The sequence below is a fragment of the Methylobacterium sp. EM32 genome, from assembly GCF_040593685.1.
Taxonomy (GTDB): Bacteria; Pseudomonadota; Alphaproteobacteria; order Rhizobiales; family Beijerinckiaceae; genus Methylobacterium.
In genome coordinates this window covers 15,813-34,961 of sequence record NZ_JBEXZS010000025.1, presented here as the reverse complement: position 1 = coordinate 34,961, position 19,149 = coordinate 15,813, and the positions used below count along the sequence as shown (strand labels likewise).

Below are 19,149 nucleotides of genomic sequence, written 5' to 3'. Positions count from 1 at the left end.
CCTATCGCAAGCCTCCGCCAGGGAACGGCCCCGTGCTCGCCAAGCTCAAGATTCTCCACAAACTCACTGCTGCCGTCCTGCTGATCGCCGTCATGGTCGGCGGCTGCGTCTGGTACGCCCAAGGGCGCATGTCGGCGATCGACGACGCCTACAGCCTGTTCCTGACGCGCGAGGCGCGGGCGCCGGGCAGCGCCACCTTCCTCAACCGCACCCTCTACACCCTGAGCTACGCGACGTTCCGCATCGTCGCCGAGACCGACGAGGCGCAGATGCGCCGCGCCAACGCCGAGTTCGACGAGTCGCTCGCGGGGCTCAAGCCGGCCGTCGCGGCTTTGCGCGAGCGGGCCCCGACCTTCACCGGCCGCATCGACGCAATCGCCCGCGACCTCGACGACTTGGCGGCCAAACTCGCGGCGGTCCGCGACCTCGGTGTCACGCACCGCAATGCCGAGGCGCTCGCTCTGTTCCGGCGCAGCGTTGATCCCGTCCTGGGCGGCCAGATTCAGGAGACGAGGAAGCTCGCCCTCGACATCCAGAACTACGTTTCCCGGAGCTCGGACGACCTGACCGACCAGACCAACGCCACCCGCACCCGGCTGATGGTGGTGAGCGGCCTCGGCCTCCTGCTCGGCCTCGCGGTGGTCGCCCTGGTGGCCGTGCTCGGCGTCACCCGGCCGATCAGCCGCCTCGTGCGCGTGCTCGAGCGCATGGCCCATGGCGAGATCGAGGCCGAGATCCGCGAGGCACGCCGGGGCGACGAGATCGGCGCCATCGGCCGCGCGGTCGAGGGCATCAAGGCGATGGTGGCGCAGAAGGCGGCCGAGCAGGCGGAGATCAAGCGGATCGCCGACGCCGCGGCGGCCGCGGAGCGCCGGCGCACCATGATGATGCTCGCCGACGGGTTCGAGCAGGCGGTCGGCGGCATCGTCGGCCTGGTCTCGGCCTCGGCGACCGAATTGCAGGCGACCGCCGGCCAGATGACCGGCACGGCGACCGAGACGGCGAGCCAGTCCGCCGCGGTTGCCGCCGCCGCCGAGGAGGCCGCCTCGAATGTCGGCACCGTCGCGGCGGCGGCGGAGGAGCTCGGCGCTTCGGTGGCCGAGATCGGCCGCCAGGTCGACGGCTCGGCCGGCCTCGCCCGGGCCGCCGTGACGGAGGCCGACCGGACCGGCGCCCAGGTGCGCGCGCTGAGCCAGACCGTCGGCCGGATCGGCGACGTCGCCGGCCTGATCTCGTCGATCGCCGCGCAGACGAACCTGCTGGCGCTGAACGCCACAATCGAGGCGGCCCGTGCCGGCGCCGCCGGCCGCGGCTTCGCGGTGGTCGCCGCCGAGGTGAAGGAGCTGGCGAGCCAGACCGCGCGGGCGACGGAGGAGATCGGCCAGCAGATCGCGGCGGTGCAGAGCGCCACCGGCGAGACGGTCGCGGCGATCACCGCCATCACCGCGCGGATCCGCGAGATCGACACCGTCACGGTGGCGATCGCCGCCGCGGTCGAGGAGCAGGGCGTCGCGACGCAGGAGATCGTCCGCAACGTCTCTCAGGCCGCGACCGGCACCGGCGAGGTCACCGGCAACATCGCCGGGGTGGCAGGCGCGGCGGAGGAGACCGGGGCCGCGGCGACCCAGGTGCTCGCCTCGGCCACCGAGCTGTCGCGCCAGTCCGAGCATCTCGGCGCCGAGGTCGCGCGGTTCCTCGCCACGGTGCGGGCGGCCTGAACCGTCAAGGTCGTCGATGGAAGCCCCGGGCCCGCGCGGCGGATGCCCGGGGGTCACGATTCGGGCGCAAGAAGCGGGATGAAGCGCCTCCTCCCGGCCGCTTAAGGTTCGTCCGAGGAGGACAAAGCATGACCGCTTTCCGCTGCATCCCGATCCCCACCGAGACCGCCGAACGCTTCCGCGCGACCGGCACCGACGACCGCGGCAACCCGCTCCGGCGGATCGTCGCGACGCCGGGCGGCGCGTTTCCGTGCCGGCACTGCCTGCGCCTCGCCGCGCCGGGGGAGACGATGCTGCTCGGCTCCTACGACCTGCAAAAGCCGCTGGGGATCTACTGGACGCCGAGCCCGATCTTCCTGCACGCGACCGACTGCCCCCGCGCCGAGACGGTCGGCGAGGTCGCGCCGATCGTGCGGGCGAACCCGCTCGTCTCCGTGCGCGCCTATGACGGCGAGCACCAATGCCTCTACGATCTCGGCCATGTCTGCGCCGGCACGGAGGTCGACGCGCCGCTGGCGCGGGCCCTCGACGATCCGCGGACGGCTTTCGTCAATATCCACACGGCGCGGCCGGGGTGCCTGCTGACGCTGGTCGAGCGGGTGTCCGACTGAGGGTTCAGGACCTTGTCGGGGCGGTGTCGCGGCCTCCGGCCCGCACGACCGCGTCGAACCACCGGTATCGCCGGCGGATCGCCAATCGTGAGCCTCGCCCTTTCCCGGATCTTCTTCCGCCGACGCTCCAGTCGTGCAGGCCCGTTCCGGGCCCGGAAAGGGGGAGCGTCAGGTTGCGGCCGGACGAAGACACACCACGGCTCGGAGCTCATCCGAGTTGGCCGATGGACTTGACACCCTCTCCATCATCCGTGGGGCCGCGCAGCGGAACCCGGGATCCATAACCGCTGATCTTGCAGGATGAAGCGGAACGCTGCCCGCCCTTTCAGGCTGCGTCAGCGGTTAGGGATCCCGGGTTCTCGGCATTGCCGAGACCCGGGATGACGCGGAGAGATGTCAGCCTGTACGCAGATCGATCGGCGCAATCGCTCAAACAGGCTCTCAGGTCGAGCGCTTCTCTGCGTGCTCGCGAACGTCCCTCACGCCCCGAGCTCCGCCGCCGCGTCCTGTGCCTCGGCGGCGTCGTTGAGGCCGGGCCGCGGCAGGCGCACGAGCACGATCGTGCCGGTGCCCTCCTCGGAGCGGATGCGCAGGCCCCCGCCGTGAAGCTCGGCGAGCGAGCGGGCGATGGCGAGGCCGAGGCCGGAGCCCTTGTAGCTGCGAGCGAAGTTGGTCTCGACCTGCTCGAACGGGTAGCCGAGCTTCGGCAGGGCCGCCTTCGGGATGCCGATGCCGCTATCCTCGACGAAGATGTGCACCGAGTCGAGGGCGCGCCGGGTGCGCACCGCGACCCGCCCGGCCTCGGGGGTGAACTTCACGGCGTTCTGCAGCAGGTTGACCAGGATCTGGTGCAGGGCGCGCTCGTCGGCCATCACCAGGGTGTCGGCGCTCATCTCGACGCTGACGGTCAGCCCCTTGGACCGGGCCGGATCGGCGATCAGCTTGAGGGCGCGCTCCAGGGCCTCGCTCACCGCTACCGGCTGCTTGGCGAGCTTCACCCGGCGAGCATCGATCCGCGACATGTCGAGGATGTCGTCGATCACCGACAGGAGGTAGTGGCCGCTCGAGCGGATGTCGCGGCAATATTCGCGGTACTTCTCGGAGCCGAGCGAGCCGAACACCTCGCTCTCCATCACCTCGGCGAAACCCAGGATGGCGTTGAGGGGCGTGCGCAGCTCGTGGCTCATATTGGCCAGGAACTCGGATTTGGAGCGGTTCGCGCTCTCGGCCTGGGCCTTTTGGTCGAGGTAGCGCTCGGCGAGGTCGGCGAGCTGCTGGGTCTGGATCTCGAGGGTCCGGCGCGAGCGCTTCAGGTCGGCGATCGTGGCGATGAGCTGGCGTTCCGATTCCACGAGCCGCTCCTGGTGCCGTTTCAGGGCCGTGATGTCGGTGCCGACCGAGACGTAGCCGCCGTCCTTGGTCCGGCGCTCGCTGATCTGGAGCCAGCGCCCGTCGGCGAGCTCGGCCTCGAAGGTGCGGGCGCCCGCTTCCGGGAACTCGCCGGCGGGGATCTCGCGCCGCACGGTCGGCAGGGCGGCGCGCCCCATGATGGCGTCGTAGCGCCGGCCCGGCTGGGCCTCGTCGGCGGTCAGCGCGTGCAGGCGCCGGAACTTCGAGTTGCAGAGCACCAGGCGGTTCTGCGCGTCCCACAGCACGAAGGCCTCGGACACCGCCTCGACGGCGTCGCGCAGGCGCATGTCGGCGGTGGCGGTCGATTCGGCCAGCCGCCGCTGCTCCGAGATGTCGATGACGATACCGACGAGGTGCCGGCCATTGTCCTCCAGGTCCTGCACGATCTCGGCCCGGGCCTTGAGCCAGACCCATTCGCCGCCGGCGGCACGGATGCGGAACTCGTGGTCGACGGTGGTGTCGCGGGCCGCGAGCTGGCGGGCCAGCCCGTAGAGGTCGGTGTCGTCCGGATGGACCAGGGCGTTGACGTCGCCGAAGGAGAGGAATTCCTGCTCCCGGACGTAGCCGAGGAGCTGGTACATCGAATCCGACCAGTAGATCCGCCCGCGCGGGATGTCCCAGTCCCACAGGCCGCAGCGGCCGCGGCCGAGCGCGGTGTCGAGGCGCTGGCGCACCTGCTCGCAGACCCGGTCGACGGCCCGCGCCCGGTCGGCCTGGAGTGCGTAGGCGAGGCCGGTACAGACCACCACCAGGGTCACGGCACCGACCAGCACCGCGGCGATGCGGGCCCGTCCGGCCCAGAGGGCGGTGACCGAATCGAGGGTCTGCACCACCGCGACCTGGGTGACGCCGGCCCCTCCCGGCACCGTCCGCACCGTCGCCAGCGCCCGCTCGCCGCTGCCGAGCACCACCGGCAGCACGCCGGCGCGCTCGCCCATGATGCCGAGCACCTGCACCTCGCCGACGAACTCGCCGAAATTGCGCGGCAGGCCGTGTTGCTCAGGCAGTGCGGCCAGGATTGCGTCGTCGGCGCCGATCAGCAGCACGCTGCGGCCGGCCGGCAGGCCGCCGGGCGGCAGCAGGCGCACCAGGCGCTCGCGCAAGGAGGCCGGGGCCATCGCCTCCGACGCGCCGGAGGACCGGGCGAGGGAGGCCGGCAGCGTGCCGGCCATCAGGCGGGCGACGAGGTCGATGTCGCGCCGCGCGTCGGCGACGACCTCCTCGCGGTGGCCGGAGAGCTGCAGGGCGGTGACGGTGCCGAGGCAGAGGAGGAAGGCCGCCAGCATCGCCGGGACGGCGAACCGCAACCAGGATTCCGCGTGGGCGAGGCGCTGGTGCGCGGCCTTCGAAGCCCGGCTGATCCCGAGGATCGTCGCGGCACGCGCAGAGAAGGGGGCGGGATCCGCCTCCAGCATACCCAAACCCCCAACGGAACAGAAAGACAGATGCCGCGGAGGTTCCCGGCTGGCCCCCGAATCGAGCTTCAATCTGGCATTTCCACAAGCATTTTGTCCAGCGCCTCGCGCCGTCGAAATGAAGTGTTAACCAGTGATCGAAACGCGCGCGTGTCCTGCGCGCCACGCGATTCTACTAGCAGTCACAAGAGGTTGTGCATTATTTCCCAGGTGTGAGCGATCGTCCGGCGATGTCGCTGACGTCGGGGGAGAGACCGGGCGCCTCGGCCACGCGGCGCAGGGCTGCCTCGGCCCGCCGGCGGCGTCCGCCCTCGACCATACGCCAAGTATTGAAAGCAGTTAGCAGCCGCGCCGCGACTTGGGGATTTTTTCCGTCGAGGGCCAGCACCACCTCCGCGATCAGGTCGTAGCCGGTTCCGTCGGGGCGGTGGAACTGCGTCGGATTGTTGAGGCTGAAGCTGGCGACCAGCGAGCGCACGCGATTCGGGTTGCCGAGCGAGAAGGCCGGATGCTCCATCAGCCGGCGGACCCGGTCGAGCGTTCCGGCCTCCGGAATCATCGCCTGCAGGGCGAACCACTTGTCGAGCACCAGGGGCTCGTGGCGGTAGGTGTCGGCGAAGCGGGCGAGCGCCGCCTCCCTTGCCTCGCCCGGCACCAGGCTCAGGGTCGCGAGCGCCGCGAGGCGGTCGGTCATGGTCGTGGCGGCGTCGAGCTGGGCGAGGGCGAGCGTGGTGCCCGCTTCCGGATCGGCGGCGGTCACGAGATCGAGCGCGGCGTTGCGCAGGGCCCGGCGGCCGGCGCTGGCGGCGTCGGGGCTGAAGGGGGTGCCCGGCGCTTCGGCGAGCGCGTCGCGCAAGGCGAGGAGCCGGGGCCCGAGGTCGCGGCCGAGCTGCACCCGCAACGTTTGCCGCGCGCGCCAGATCGCGTCGGGATCGACCTCGGACTGAAGCGTCTGCGCCACCTCCGGCTCGCCCGGCAGGGTCAGGACCAGGGCCGCGAAGGCGGGATCGGCCAAGGCCTCGCCGTCGAGGAAGGTCGCGAGCGCGCCGGTGAGCCCTGCGCCCTCCGGCCCGGCCTCGGATTCGAGCGGTGCGCCGGCCCTGGCGCGTGACACCAGCACCTCCATGGCGAGGCTCTGGGCTGCCTGCCAGCGGTTGAAGGCGTCGGAATCGTGGGCGAGGAGACCTAACCGCTCGTCCCGGGTCAGGGCGTGATCGACCTTCACCGGAGCCGAGAAGCCGCGAAACAGCGACGGCACCGGCGCCGCCGCGACGTTCGTGAAGACGAGTTCGTCCTCCGCCGTCTCCAGGACGAACACGCCGTCCCGCACCCGCTCGGACGTGGCCTCGACCGCCCCGCCCCTCGGCGCGACGAGGCCGAGCGCCACCGGGATCACCAGGGGACGCGGCGCGGCGCCCGCCGTCGCCTCGGTCGCCACCACGGGCAGGCTCTGGCGGAACGTCAGGGTGTAGGTCCGCGCGGCCGCATCGTAGGTTCCCGACACCGCGACGGTCGGCGTGCCGGCCTGCTCGTACCAGCGCGAGAAGGCGGTGAGGTCCTGCCCGCTCTCCGCCGCGAAGGCGGCGAGGAAATCCTCCACCGTGGCGGCCGTGCCGTCGCAGGTGGCGAAGTAGCGGTCCATGCCGCGCCGGAACATCTCGGGGCCGAGCAGGGTGCGCAGCATCCGGACGATCTCGGCGCCCTTCTCGTAGACCGTCGCGGTGTAGAAGTTGTTGATCTCGCGATAGGCCTGCGGCCGCACCGGATGGGCGAGGGGGCCGGCATCCTCCGGGAACTGGCGGGCGCGCAGCGTGCGCACCTCGGCGATGCGGTGGACCGGGCGCGAGCGCTCGTCGGAGGAGAATTCCTGGTCCCGGAAGACCGTCAGGCCCTCCTTGAGGCAGAGCTGGAACCAGTCGCGGCAGGTCACCCGGTTGCCGGACCAGTTGTGGAAATATTCGTGGGCGATGATCGCCTCGATGTTGGCGTAGTCCGCGTCGGTGGCGGTGTCGGGACTGGCCAGCACGTACTTGTCGTTGAAGATGTTGAGGCCCTTGTTCTCCATCGCGCCCATGTTGAAGTCGGAGACCGCGACGACGTTGAAGACGTCGAGGTCGTAGGCGCGGCCGAAGGTGCGCTCGTCCCAGGCCATCGAGCGGGCGACCGCGTCGAGGGCGAAATCGGCGCGGCCCTCCTTGCCGGGCTCGACGTAGACGGCGATCTCGACGTCCCGCCCCTCCATGGTGGTGAAGCGCGAGCCGACCCGGCCGAGGCGGCCGCCGACGAGGGCGAACAGGTAGGCGGGCTTCGGGTGGGGGTCGTGCCAGACCGCGTAGTGCCGGGTCAGGCCGATCTCGCCCTGCTCGACGGGGTTGCCGTTGCCGAGGAGCACGGGCGCCTCGAGCCGGTCGGCCTCGATCCGTGTGGTATAGACCGCCATCACGTCGGGCCGGTCGAGGAAGTAGGTGATGCGTCGGAACCCGTCCGCCTCGCACTGGGTGCAGTAGACGCCGTTCGAGCGGTAGAGCCCCATCAGCTTGGTGTTGGCGCTCGGGTTCACCTGCGTCTCGATCTCGAGCACGAAGGGCCGCTGCGGCGGCTGGTGCAGGGTCAGCGCCCGGGGCGTGACCGCGATCGCGCCCGGGCCCGTCGGCTGCCCGTCGAGGGCGATGGCGAGCATGGTCAGCTCGTCGCCGTCGAGGACGAGGGGCGCGCCGGGCTCGCCGGCGGGGTTCGGGCGGAGCGCCAGCGTCGCGGTGACCCGGGTCTCGGTCGGATGCAGGCGCACGTCGAGGTCGACGCGGTCGATCAGGTAGTCGCTCGGGCGGTAATCGGCGAGGCGAACGATCGACTGCATGGCGGGGTCCTCGGCGGTCGCGCGGGCGGCGGAGGGATCAGCCTTTGCACCGGCGGCGGCCGCAGCGCAACGCGGGATCGACGCGGGAGCCCGGCCCTCCCCGTGGGCCGCGAGGCGCCCTAGCTACGACGCCGGATCCGGCGCCCGCCAGGGGCGCCCCGACACCCGAGGATGGAGCGCCATGGAATACCTGCACACGATGGTCCGCGTCGCCGATCTCGACAAGGCGCTCGACTTCTACTGCAACAAGTTCGGCCTCCAGGAGGTGCGCCGCACCGAGAGCGAGAAGGGCCGCTTCACCCTGGTGTTCCTGGCCGCCCCCGGCGACGCCGCGCGGGCCAAGGACACCAAGTCGCCGCTGCTCGAACTCACCTACAACTGGGATCCGGAGGAGTATACCGGCGGGCGCAACTTCGGCCACCTGGCCTATCAGGTCGACGACATCTACGCGACCTGCCAGAAGCTCCAGGATGCCGGCGTGACGATCAACCGCCCGCCGCGGGACGGCCACATGGCCTTCGTGCGCTCGCCCGACGGCATCTCGATCGAGATCCTGCAGAAGGGCGGGGCCAAGCCGCCGCAGGAGCCCTGGGCCTCGATGCAGAATACCGGCAGCTGGTGAGGCACCGGCGGGCGGGCCGGACGAGGCCCGCCCCCTCTAGATATCCTTAAGCCTCGGCCGCCGGGGTGAGGCCGAGCTCGGCCAGCTTGGCGTGGATCGCCGTCACCGGGCGCTTGAGCTTCAGGCTCATCACCGAGGCCGAGACGCCCTCGCGCGCCATGGCCTTGAGCTGCTGCACGGTCTCGAGCGTCCAGCCCGCCTCGATGTTCTCGCTCATCAGGGTTGCCTCCGTTCTCGCGGCCGCGTCGCGGCGGCCTTGAGAGCGGCAGGTAGGGAGGAGGGGCGGCACGGCAACCCGGGCCCTTCCGTCTTGACGCGGGCGCCTCCGCATCGCACATCGGCGCCGTCAGCCGGCCGGGCGGCCGCTCCGGTCCTGTCAGCGGGTTCGCCCGTCCGCGGGATCGGGGAGGAAAGTCCGGGCTCCATGAAGAGACGGTGCCGGATAACGTCCGGCGGGGGCGACCCCAGGGACAGTGCCACAGAGAGCAGACCACCGCACGGCGGGTCCTTCGGGGCCTGTTGCGGCCAGGGTGAAAGGGTGCGGTAAGAGCGCACCGCGGACGCGGCAACGCGGACGGCACGGCAAACCCCACCGGGAGCAAAACCGAATAGGGGCGGCACGCGCGAGCAATCGCGCACGGCCTTCTTCAGGCCCGTCGCCCGGGTTGGTTGCTCGAGGCGGCCGGCAACGGCCGTCCCAGAGGAATGGCCGCCACGTCCGGGGGATCCTCGCGGATTTCCCGGGCCATACAGAACCCGGCTTACAGGCCGGCTGATACCCAATCTCCCAACATCCGGCCCAAGCCCGCCGCAGCTGAAAGCCGGCGGGCGCGAGGCATCTCCGAGGTAGAGCCCGCGCCCGTGGGCAAACAGGTGCGGCCGCCTCGACTTTTCGGCAGGGCGCGCGACCATCACAAGCCTTCGTTAACCTTGCTGGTCTCTGATGCCAGCGGGGCGGGTGCTGCCCGCCGCGTGTGCCCTCGCGTTGACGACCCCAGAGGCCCATGATACCCCGAGCCACCCCGTCCACGGCGATTCCAGCATCGGCGGCCGCATTCCGCGAGAGCGGGCGTGTTGGTCGCGCGTCGGTGTCTGGCGTGGGCAAAGCGGCGCCCTGGCGCCGATCCCGGCCGGCCTCGGCCCGGCTCGCGCGGATACCGGAGCACCATGGATCGTCACGCCTCAAGGCGCGCCCGGCGCGCGGGATCGCCCGTCGTCTCGGTCGAATCCGTCCGGGTCGAATCGGGGCATCGGTCGTGAGCGAGGCCGCCCCCCACATCCCGGTCCTGCTGGCCGAGGTTCTGGCCGCCCTGCGCCTGTCGTCCGGGCCGGCCGCCGTGATCGACGGCACCTTCGGCGCCGGCGGCTACACGAGGGCGATCCTGGCGGCGGATCCGCAAAACCGCGTGCTCGCCATCGACCGCGACCCCACCGCCATCGCCGCCGGCCAGGCCCTGGTCGAGGCGGAGTCCGGGCGCCTGACCCTGGTGCAGGGCCGCTTCGGCGATCTCGACACCATCGCGCGCGACCACGGATTTGCCGACGCCGACGGCGTCGTGCTCGATATCGGCGTGTCGTCGATGCAGCTCGACCAGGCCGAGCGCGGCTTCTCGTTCCGCTTCGACGGCCCTCTCGACATGCGCATGGAGCGGGCGGGCGAGAGCGCGGCCGACCTCGTCAACGAGGCCTCCGAGGCTGCGCTCGCCGACGTGATCTACCATTACGGCGAGGAGCGCCGGGCCCGCGCGGTCGCCCGCGCGCTGATCGAGGCGCGCCGGCGCGGCCGCATCGAGACCACGGCGGCCCTGGCCGAGATCGTCGCGGGCGTCGTGCGGGCGGAGCCCGGCAGCGGCATCCACCCGGCGACCCGGACCTTCCAGGCCCTGCGGATCGCGGTGAACGACGAGCTCGGCGAGTTGCAGCGGGCGCTCCACGCCGCCGAGCACACCTTGCGGCCGGGCGGCCGGCTCGCGGTGGTGACGTTCCACTCGCTGGAGGACCGCATCGTGAAGCAGTTCTTCTCCGCCCGCAGCGGCCGGGCGGTCGCGGCCTCGCGCCACCTGCCGATGGCGGCACAGCCCGCCCCGCGCAGCTTCACGCTGGCCACCAAGGGCCCGGTCGCGGCCGGCGAGGCCGAGTGCCGGAAGAATCCCCGCGCCCGCTCGGCGAAGCTCCGCGCCGGCGAGCGGACCGACGCGCCCGCGCCGCCGCCGCTCACGGCCCTGGAAGCGCTCGCCTCCCTGCCCGAGACCCAGACGCGGGGAGGGCGCCGGTGATCCGCCTCCTGCACCTCGCGGCGATCGCCGGGCTGATCGCCTCGGCCATCTACGCCTACTCGATCAAGTACGACACGCTCTACCAGGCCGAGCAGGTCGCCAAGCTGAAGACCCGCCTGCGCAAGGAGCGCGACGCGATCGCGGTCCTGCGCGCCGAGTGGCAATTGCTCACGCGGCCCGACCGCCTCCAGGGCGCGGTCGACAAGTACCTGCAGCTGGAGCCGATCGGCACCAGCCATCTCGCGCGGCTCGCCGATTTGCCGGCCAAGGCCGATCGCGGCGACGAGATCGCCCGCAAGCTGGAGGCGCTCGGCCTCGGCGCCACGGCGACGCCCGCCGCCAAGGAGCGCGCGCCCTCCACCACCGCCGCCCGCGGCGAGGAGCCCCGCACCACCGGCTCCACCTCCACTCCCACCCGCACCGTCACCCCGACGGCCAAGAGGTAGGCGCCCGTGAACCAGGACCAGGACTTCCAGGCTCACGACACCCAGACGGCCGAGGCCGATCCGGCGCCCGTTTCCGTTGAGGACGCCGCTTCGCCGGCGGCGCCCCGGCGCAACCTCGCCCAGATGCTGCGCGGCGGCGTCCTGGCGATGTTTCGCCTGTCGGTGGAGCGCAGCGCCGCCCGCGTCGGCCTCGTCGGCCTCGTCTTCGGCGCGGTGTTCCTCGCCCTGATGGGCCGGCTCGCCAGCTTCGCCATGCTGCCGGACGATCCGGGCACGGCCTCGGCCCGCCGGGCCGAGAACGGCGGCACCACCCAGGTCCGGCCTGACATCGTCGACCGCAACGGCGAGATCCTCGCCACCGACATCCGCACCGTCTCGGTCTTCGCCGAGCCGAAGAACATTTACGACAAGGACGAGGCGGTCGAGCTGCTCACCGCCGTCCTGCCGGAGATCAACGCCCGCGACTTGCGCGAGAAACTGTCGTCGAAGAAGGGCTTCGTCTGGGTCAAGCGCGAGATCACCCCGCGCCAGCAGGCCGAGGTGCACCGCCTCGGCATCCCGGGCGTCGGCTTCCTGTCCGACCACAAGCGGGTCTACCCGAACGGCACCGCGGCGGCCCACATCCTCGGCGTGACCAACCTCGACAATGTCGGCATCGCCGGCATGGAGAAGTACATCGACCGCCAGGGCCTGCGCGACCTGAACAGCCTCGGCTTCGTCGAGAAGTCGGCCGACATGGCGCCGGTCCAGCTCTCGATCGACCTGCGCGCCCAGCACGCTGTGCGCGACGAGCTGGCCTGGGGCATGGAGCATTACCGCGCCAAGGCGGCGGCCGGCCTGATCCTCGACGTGACCACCGGCGAGGTGATCGCGCTCGCCTCGCTGCCCGACTTCGACCCGAACGAGCCGAAGGACGCCCTCGATCCCGACCGGATCAACCGGATGAATGTCGGCGTCTACGAGATGGGCTCGACCTTCAAGGCGATGACCCTCGCCATGGCGCTCGACTCCGGCAAATTCAACGTCAACTCGACCTTCGACACCCGCGGCGGCGTGCTGCACTGGGGCCGGCAGAAGATCCACGAGTATCACGGCACCAATCGAGTCATCACGATGCCGGAGGTGTTCACGCACTCTTCCAATATCGGCTCGGCCAAGATGGCGCTCGGCATCGGCGTGCCCGGCCACAAGGCCTTCCTGAAGAAGATGGGCCTGCTCGACCGGATGCGCACCGAATTGCCGGAGAGCGCCGAGCCGATCGTCCCGCCGCGCTGGACCGAGATCAACACCATCACCATCGCGTTCGGCCACGGCCTCGCGGTGGCGCCGCTCCAGGCTTCCGCCGCGGTGGCGGCGATCGCCAATGGCGGCTTCCTGATGACGCCGACTTTCCTGAAGCGCAGCGAGGCCGAGGCGCGCGAGAAGGCGACGCAGGTGCTCTCGCCCCAGACCAGCGAGGCGATGCGCTACATCATGCGCCTCAACGCCACCGAGGGCTCGGCCAAGAAGGCGGCGATCCCTTACTACTACGTCGGCGGCAAGACCGGCACCGCCGAGAAGGTGATCCGCGGCCGCTACGTCAAGAACCGGCTGTTCACCACCTTCATGGCCGCGGCACCCATGGACAAGCCGAAATACCTGTTCGTCACCATCATGGACGAGCCGCAGGCGGTGGCGGCGGAATCCGGCTCCTACGCGACCGCCGCCTGGAACTCCGGCGTCGTCACCGGCCGGACGATCGCCCGCGTCGCCCCGATCCTCGGCCTGCCGCCGCAATTCGAGCCGCCGGTGAAGCCGTTCCCGCTGATGGTCAAGCTCGGCGCCTACCACGTCAACATGCTGGACGGACGATGAGCCTCACCCTCGGCGACCTCTTCCCGGAGGCGGGCCAAGGTACCGGCCAAGCGGCCGGCCTCCCCGTCACCGGCCTCACCGCCGACAGCCGCAAGGTCGAGCCCGGCTTCGTGTTCCTGGCAGTGCCCGGCACCGCCGCCGACGGCCGGCTCTTCGCCGCGAAGGCCGCCGCAGCCGGCGCGGTGGCGATGGTGGCCGAGGGCGAGCGCCCGGCCGACCTGCCGGAGAGCGTCGCCTACCTCGCGGTCGCGGATGCCCGCGTCACGCTGGCCGCGGCGGCCGCCCGCCTGAATCCGGGCCAGCCCGGCACGGTCGTTGCCGTCACCGGCACCAGCGGCAAGAGTTCGGTCGCGGATTTCGTGCGCCAGATCTTCGGCCGCCTCGGCCGCGAGGCGGCGAGCCTCGGCACGCTCGGGGTCATCACCACCAGCGGCGCCGCCTACGGCTCGCTGACCACCCCCGACCCGATCACGCTGCACGAGACCCTCGACCGGCTCGAGCGCGACGGCGTGACCGAACTCGCCATGGAAGCCTCCTCGCACGGCATCGAGCAGAGCCGCCTCGACGGGGTGCGCCTGACGGCCGCCGGCTTCACCAATCTCGGCCACGACCACCTCGACTATCACGGCACGCCAGAAGCCTACCTCCAGGCGAAGCTTCGCCTGTTCACGACCCTGCTGCCCGACGACGGCAGGGCCATCGTCAATGCCGATGGCCCGCGGAGCGGGGCGGTGATCGCGGCGGTGCGGGAGCGCGGCCTGCGGCTCGTCACCACCGGCCGGGCCGGGGAGGGGATCCGCCTCGTCTCCGCCCGCACCGAGGGCTTCGCGCAACGCCTTGAGATCGCGGTAGGCGGCTCGACTCATACCGTCGACCTGCCCCTCGTCGGGGCGTTCCAGGTCGAGAACGCGCTCCTCGCCGCCGGTCTCGTGCTCGCGACCCCGGCCGGGGCCGGCCGCGAGGCCGAGGTGATCGCGGCACTCGCGCATCTCGCCGGCGTGCCGGGGCGGCTGGAGCGGATCGGCACGGTGCGGGACGCGCTCTGCATCGTCGACTACGCCCACAAGCCCGATGCGCTGGCCAACGTCCTCGACGCGCTGCGCGCCTTCACCACCGGGCGCCTCGTCTGCGTCGTCGGCTGCGGTGGCGACCGCGACCGGGCGAAGCGCCCGCTGATGGGCCGCATCGCGGCCGAGAAGGCCGACCGGGTCATCGTCACCGACGACAATCCCCGCAGCGAGGATCCTGCCACGATCCGCGCCGCGATCCTAGTGGCGGCTCCTGGCGCCGAGGAGATCGGCGACCGCGCCGAGGCGATCCGGGCGGCGGTGCGCGACCTTCGCGCCGGCGACGTGCTGGTCGTTGCCGGCAAAGGTCATGAAACCGGCCAGATCATCGGCGACCGGACGCTCCCCTTCTCCGACCGCGACGCGGTCCTGAGCGCGATCGAGGAGTCCCGCGCATGACCGAACCCCTCTGGACCCTGAGCGAGGCCGCCGCCGCCATGGGCGGCCGCGTCGTCGCCGACGCGTCTGCGCCGCAGGGTCTCTCCGGAATCTCGATCGACACCCGCACCCTGAAGGTCGGGGACCTGTTCTTCGCCATCCGCGGCGAGGCCCGCGACGGCCACGACTTCGTGCGCGACGCGCTGGCCCGGGGCGCCGGCGCCGCGGTGGTGGCCGAGGAGCGCGCCGCCGAGCTCGCCGAGGCCGGCCCGCTGATCGCGGTGCCTGCGCAAGGCGACGACGGGGTTCTGGCCGCCATGCGCGGCCTCGCCGTGGCGTCCCGCGCCCGCACGGGCGCGCGGATCCTCGCCGTCACCGGCTCGGTCGGCAAGACCGGCACCAAGGAGGCCCTGCGCCACGTGCTCGCCGCGCAGGGCAGCACCCACGCCTCGGTCGCCTCCTACAACAACCACTGGGGCGTGCCCCTGACGCTGAGCCGGATGCCGGCGTCGAGCGAGTTCGGGGTGTTCGAGGTCGGCATGAACCATGCCGGCGAGATCGCACCGCTCACCCGTCTGGTACGGCCCGAGATCGCGATCGTCACCACGGTCGAGCCGGTCCATATCGAGCATTTCCGCTCGCTGTCGGGTATCGCCGACGCCAAGGGCGAGATCTTCTACGGCCTGGAGCCCGGCGGCGTCGCGATCATCAACCGCGACAACCCGAATTTCGAGCGCTTGGCGGCCCACGCGCTCGCCTCCCGGGCCGGCCGGGTGGTGAGCTTCGGCGAGCACCGCGAGGCCGATGTGCGGGCCGAGCGCATCGTGATGCGGCCCGACCTGTCGATCGTCGACGTGCGGGCGATGGGTCTGCCCGTCACCTACCAGCTCGGTACGCCGGGCCGGCACACGGCGCTGAACTCCCTCGCCGTCATCGCCGCCGTGCAGGCGTTCGGCGCCGACCTCGCGCTCGCCGCGCTGTCGCTGGCGCAGCTGCGACCGCCGGCCGGGCGCGGCGCCCGCCACGTCCTCGCCGTCGGCGACGGCGAGGCGCTCCTCGTCGACGAGAGCTACAACGCCAACCCGGCCTCGGTGCGGGCGGCGCTGAGCACGCTCGCCGGGGTCGAGACCGCGGGCCGGCGCATCGCGGTCCTCGGCGACATGATGGAGCTCGGCACCGACGCCCCCCGCCTGCACCGCGAGCTGGCGCAGGCGGTCGAGGAGCACGCCATCGACCTCGTCTTCACCGCCGGCCCCCTGATGCAGGAGTTGTTCGAGGCGCTGCCGACCGCGCGCCGGGCCGGCGCCCGCGCCTCCTCGGCCGAGCTGGTCGATCCGGTGGTCGCGGCCCTGCGGCCCGGTGACGCCGTGATGGTCAAGGGCTCGAACAGCACCCGCATGGGCCGGATCGTCGAGGCGCTCAAGGCCCGCTACGGCGCCACGGCCGACCAGGATCTCGCCGTCGGCCGGTCCGGCTGAGACAACCTTCAGGATTCTGTCGCAGCGTTGTGGGCATAAGCCCGGCGTTGCCGCTCGCCCACGATCGGATGCCTTCGGGATGCTCTACCTCCTCTCCGAGCTGAGCGGCGTGTTCTCGCCGCTCAACGTCTTCCGCTACATCACCTTCCGGACCGGCGGCGCGCTGTTCACGGCGGGCTTCTTCGTGTTCTGGTTCGGACCCTGGATCATCTCGCTCCTGCGCCTGCGCCAGGGCAAGGGCCAGCCGATCCGCGAGGACGGCCCGCAATCGCACCTCCTGACCAAGCGCGGCACACCGACCATGGGCGGGCTGATGATCCTGGCCGGCGTGATGGTGGCGGTGCTGCTCTGGGCCAACCCGCGCAACCACTACGTCTGGATCGTCATGGTGGTGACGCTGGGTTTCGGCGCGATCGGCTTCTACGACGACTACCTCAAGGTCACGAAGCAGAGCCACAAGGGTTTTTCCGGCAAGTTCCGCCTTGCGCTGGAGGCCCTGATCGCGGTCGCGGCCTGCGTCGCGGTGGCGGAATACTCGGCACCCGGCCTCGCCTACCGGCTCGCCTTCCCGGTCTTCAAGGACGCGATCATCAATCTCGGCCTGTTCTACGTCGCCTTCGCGGGCTTCGTGATCGTGGGCGCCGGCAACGCGGTCAACATCACCGACGGCCTCGACGGGCTCGCCATCGTGCCGGTGATGATCGCGGCGGCGACCTTCGGGATCATCGCCTACCTCGTCGGCAACGTGATCTACGCCTCGTACCTCCAGGTGAACTACGTCCCGGGTACCGGCGAGCTGGCGGTGGTCTGCGGCGCCTTGATCGGGGCGGGCCTCGGCTTCCTGTGGTTCAACGCGCCGCCGGCGCAGATCTTCATGGGCGATACCGGCTCGCTGGCGCTCGGCGGGCTCCTCGGCACCGTCGCGGTGGCGACCAAGCACGAGATCGTCCTCGGCATCGTCGGCGGCCTGTTCGTGCTGGAGATCCTCTCCGTCATCATCCAGGTCGCCTCGTTCAAGCTCACCGGCAAGCGCGTCTTCCGTATGGCGCCGATCCACCACCACTTCGAGCAGAAGGGCTGGAAGGAGCCGCAGGTGGTGATCCGGTTCTGGATCATCGCGGTGGTGCTGGCGCTGCTGGGTCTGGCGACGCTGAAGCTGCGGTAGAATCTGTTCTCCGTGACGTGCGTCACGGACCGCCTGTTGCAATCTTCGTCCAGGCTTGAAAGTAAGGTGCATCCCTTTCCCATGCGGGGTCGTGGATTCACATGCCGGGTCGCGCGCGTCTCCTCTCCCCGCGGGCGGGGAGAGGGCTGCGCCCCCGTTCAGGGGGCGCAGCGAGGCGGCAGCCGAGGGTGAGGGGGAGGTGCCGGAGGAGTCACATCCTGAGACACCCCCTCACCCTCGCCCTTCGGGCTTGCTGCATCTCCTGAACGGAGACGCAGCCCTCTCCCCGCCCGCGGGGAGAGGAGAGCCCCGCGCCTCTTTCGGCGATGTGTGGATGCGTGAGTTCGTACGGGGCAAGGGGTCGCGCCATTCTTGACGTACCCGGCGGACACCGCATGACACCCTCCACCACCTTCGCTGGCCGGAACGTGGCCCTGTTCGGCCTCGGCGGCTCGGGCCTCGCGACCGCGCTCAGCCTCACGGCCGGCGGCGCCCGGGTGATCGCCTGCGACGACAACCCGGCGCGGATGGAGGCGGCGGCCAAGCAGGGCATCGGGACCGGCGACCTGCGCCGGGCGAACTGGACCGACTTCGCGGCGCTAATTCTCGCCCCCGGCGTGCCGCTGACCCATCCAGCGCCGCATTGGACGGTGGACCTCGCGAGGAGTGCCGGCGTCCCGGTGATCGGCGACATCGAGCTGTTCTGCCGCGAGCGTGCCGCGACCTGCCCCGACGCACCCTTCGTCGCCATCACCGGCACCAACGGCAAGTCGACCACGACGGCGCTGATCGCCCACGTCCTGGCCGAGGCCGGCCGCGACGTGCAGATGGGCGGCAATATCGGCACCGCCATCCTGTCGCTTGCGCCGCCCTCGCCCGACCGGGTCCACGTGATCGAGCTGTCCTCGTTCCAGATCGACCTGACGCCGTCGCTGGCCCCCACCATCGGCGTGCTCCTCAACCTCACGCCCGACCACCTCGACCGCCACGGCGACATGGCGCATTACGCCGCCATCAAGGAGCGCCTGGTGACCGGCGCCGCCCACGCGATCGTCGGAATCGACGACGCGTTCTGCCGGGCGATCGCGGAGCGCCGGACCGGGCCGCTGACCCGGGTTCATGTCGGCGAGGCGGGGGAGGGGCCCGGCATCCTCGCCCGCGGCGGCATCGTCATCGACGGGCGGCGGGAGCCGGCCGAGCCGGTGGCGGATCTCTCCGGCATCGGGTCGTTGCGCGGCGCCCATAACTGGCAGAATGCGGCCATCGCCTACGCGGTGGCAGCTGAGCTCGGCGTCGCGCCCAACGCTTTCGCGGCGGCGCTCGCGACCTTCCCGGGCCTGCCGCACCGCATGGAGGAGGTCGGCCGCCACGGCTCCGTGCTGTTCATCAACGACTCGAAGGCGACCAACGCCGATTCGACCGAGAAGGCGCTCTCGGCCTTCCAGCACGTCCACTGGATCCTCGGCGGCAAGCCGAAGGCGGGCGGCATCGCGAGCCTCGCGCCGTACTTTCCGCGCGTCGCCCACGCCTACCTGATCGGCGCCGCGACCGAGGATTTCGCCGCCGCCCTCGACGGGCAGGTGCCCTTCAGCCGCTGCGGCACGCTCGACCGGGCCGTGTCGGAAGCCGCTGCCGCGGCGGAGCGGGACGGCGCGGCCGAACCGGTGGTGCTGCTCTCGCCGGCCTGCGCCTCCTACGATCAGTTCCGCAGCTTCGAGGATCGCGGCGACCAGTTCCGCGCCCTCGTGCGAGCCCTGCCCGGCCTGCGACCCCCGGGCGCCTGAGGCACATTCCCCGAACCGGCAAATCGGCGTATGTCGCTGCGCGCCGGCTCACTCCGAGCGCTTCCCCC

At 71.5% G+C, this 19,149-nt stretch carries 13 protein-coding genes and 1 other RNA gene; 11 read left to right on the top strand and 3 right to left on the bottom strand.

The genetic code is table 11. The features are described from left to right. The first annotated feature begins 92 nt into the window (after window positions 1-92). Window positions 93-1,718, top strand: coding sequence for a HAMP domain-containing methyl-accepting chemotaxis protein (locus ABZT49_RS04315; RefSeq protein ID WP_355283521.1), 1,626 nt, complete (start codon window positions 93-95; stop codon window positions 1,716-1,718). 128 nt (window positions 1,719-1,846) lie between these two features. Beyond that, window positions 1,847-2,329 (top strand): DUF1203 domain-containing protein, encoded by a 483-nt coding sequence (locus tag ABZT49_RS04310; RefSeq protein WP_355283491.1) that lies wholly within the window; start codon window positions 1,847-1,849, stop codon window positions 2,327-2,329. Window positions 2,330-2,808: 479 nt separating this feature from the next. Here ABZT49_RS04310 and ABZT49_RS04305 read toward each other — a convergent pair whose 3' ends face one another. Then, entirely contained in the window at window positions 2,809-5,154 is a 2,346-nt protein-coding gene (locus tag ABZT49_RS04305; RefSeq protein WP_355283489.1) for an ATP-binding protein, read from the bottom strand. A gap of 199 nt (window positions 5,155-5,353) precedes the next feature. Then, the gene (gene pepN, locus ABZT49_RS04300; protein WP_355283487.1) at window positions 5,354-8,011 is read right to left on the bottom strand and encodes an aminopeptidase N; all 2,658 of its coding nucleotides are present in this window, start codon (window positions 8,009-8,011) and stop codon (window positions 5,354-5,356) included. A gap of 181 nt (window positions 8,012-8,192) precedes the next feature. Between pepN and gloA the strand changes: the two genes are divergently transcribed. After that, window positions 8,193-8,633, top strand: a complete 441-nt coding sequence (gene gloA / locus ABZT49_RS04295) for a lactoylglutathione lyase (RefSeq protein ID WP_093567019.1) — start codon at window positions 8,193-8,195, stop codon at window positions 8,631-8,633. Window positions 8,634-8,679: 46 nt separating this feature from the next. On the opposite strand, the gene ABZT49_RS04290 is transcribed toward gloA, so the two are convergent. Then, complete coding sequence (locus tag ABZT49_RS04290; protein ID WP_164712196.1) at window positions 8,680-8,850, bottom strand: hypothetical protein; 171 nt, start codon at window positions 8,848-8,850, stop codon at window positions 8,680-8,682. Between the two features lie 129 nt (window positions 8,851-8,979). Here ABZT49_RS04290 and rnpB point away from each other — a divergent pair. From rnpB to murD, 8 genes are all read left to right on the top strand, one after another. Next, an RNA gene (rnpB, locus tag ABZT49_RS04285) (RNase P RNA component class A) lies at window positions 8,980-9,413 on the top strand. A 224-nt stretch (window positions 9,414-9,637) separates the two neighbouring features. Beyond that, a complete protein-coding gene (rsmH, locus tag ABZT49_RS04280) occupies window positions 9,638-10,909 on the top strand; it encodes a 16S rRNA (cytosine(1402)-N(4))-methyltransferase RsmH (protein ID WP_407943440.1) in 1,272 nt (423 codons plus the stop codon). Next, window positions 10,906-11,355, top strand: a complete 450-nt coding sequence (locus tag ABZT49_RS04275; RefSeq protein ID WP_355283480.1) for a hypothetical protein — start codon at window positions 10,906-10,908, stop codon at window positions 11,353-11,355. The genes rsmH and ABZT49_RS04275 overlap by 4 nt, the downstream gene beginning before the upstream one ends. A gap of 123 nt (window positions 11,356-11,478) precedes the next feature. Continuing rightward, window positions 11,479-13,209: a penicillin-binding protein 2 gene (locus ABZT49_RS04270; RefSeq protein WP_355283518.1), complete on the top strand. Its 1,731-nt coding sequence runs from the start codon at window positions 11,479-11,481 to the stop codon at window positions 13,207-13,209. Then, window positions 13,206-14,675 carry a UDP-N-acetylmuramoyl-L-alanyl-D-glutamate--2,6-diaminopimelate ligase gene (locus ABZT49_RS04265; RefSeq protein ID WP_355283477.1) on the top strand — a complete coding sequence of 490 codons (1,470 nt, stop codon included), beginning with the start codon at window positions 13,206-13,208 and terminating at the stop codon, window positions 14,673-14,675. Before ABZT49_RS04270 ends, ABZT49_RS04265 begins: the two co-directional genes overlap by 4 nt. Then, entirely contained in the window at window positions 14,672-16,132 is a 1,461-nt protein-coding gene (locus tag ABZT49_RS04260) for a UDP-N-acetylmuramoylalanyl-D-glutamyl-2,6-diaminopimelate--D-alanyl-D-alanine ligase (RefSeq protein ID WP_355283474.1), read from the top strand. The genes ABZT49_RS04265 and ABZT49_RS04260 overlap by 4 nt, the downstream gene beginning before the upstream one ends. A 79-nt stretch (window positions 16,133-16,211) precedes the next feature. Continuing rightward, window positions 16,212-17,297 (top strand): phospho-N-acetylmuramoyl-pentapeptide-transferase, encoded by a 1,086-nt coding sequence (mraY, locus tag ABZT49_RS04255; protein WP_355283471.1) that lies wholly within the window; start codon window positions 16,212-16,214, stop codon window positions 17,295-17,297. A gap of 395 nt (window positions 17,298-17,692) precedes the next feature. Beyond that, window positions 17,693-19,081, top strand: a complete 1,389-nt coding sequence (gene murD / locus ABZT49_RS04250) for a UDP-N-acetylmuramoyl-L-alanine--D-glutamate ligase (protein ID WP_355283468.1) — start codon at window positions 17,693-17,695, stop codon at window positions 19,079-19,081. Window positions 19,082-19,149 lie beyond the last annotated feature (68 nt).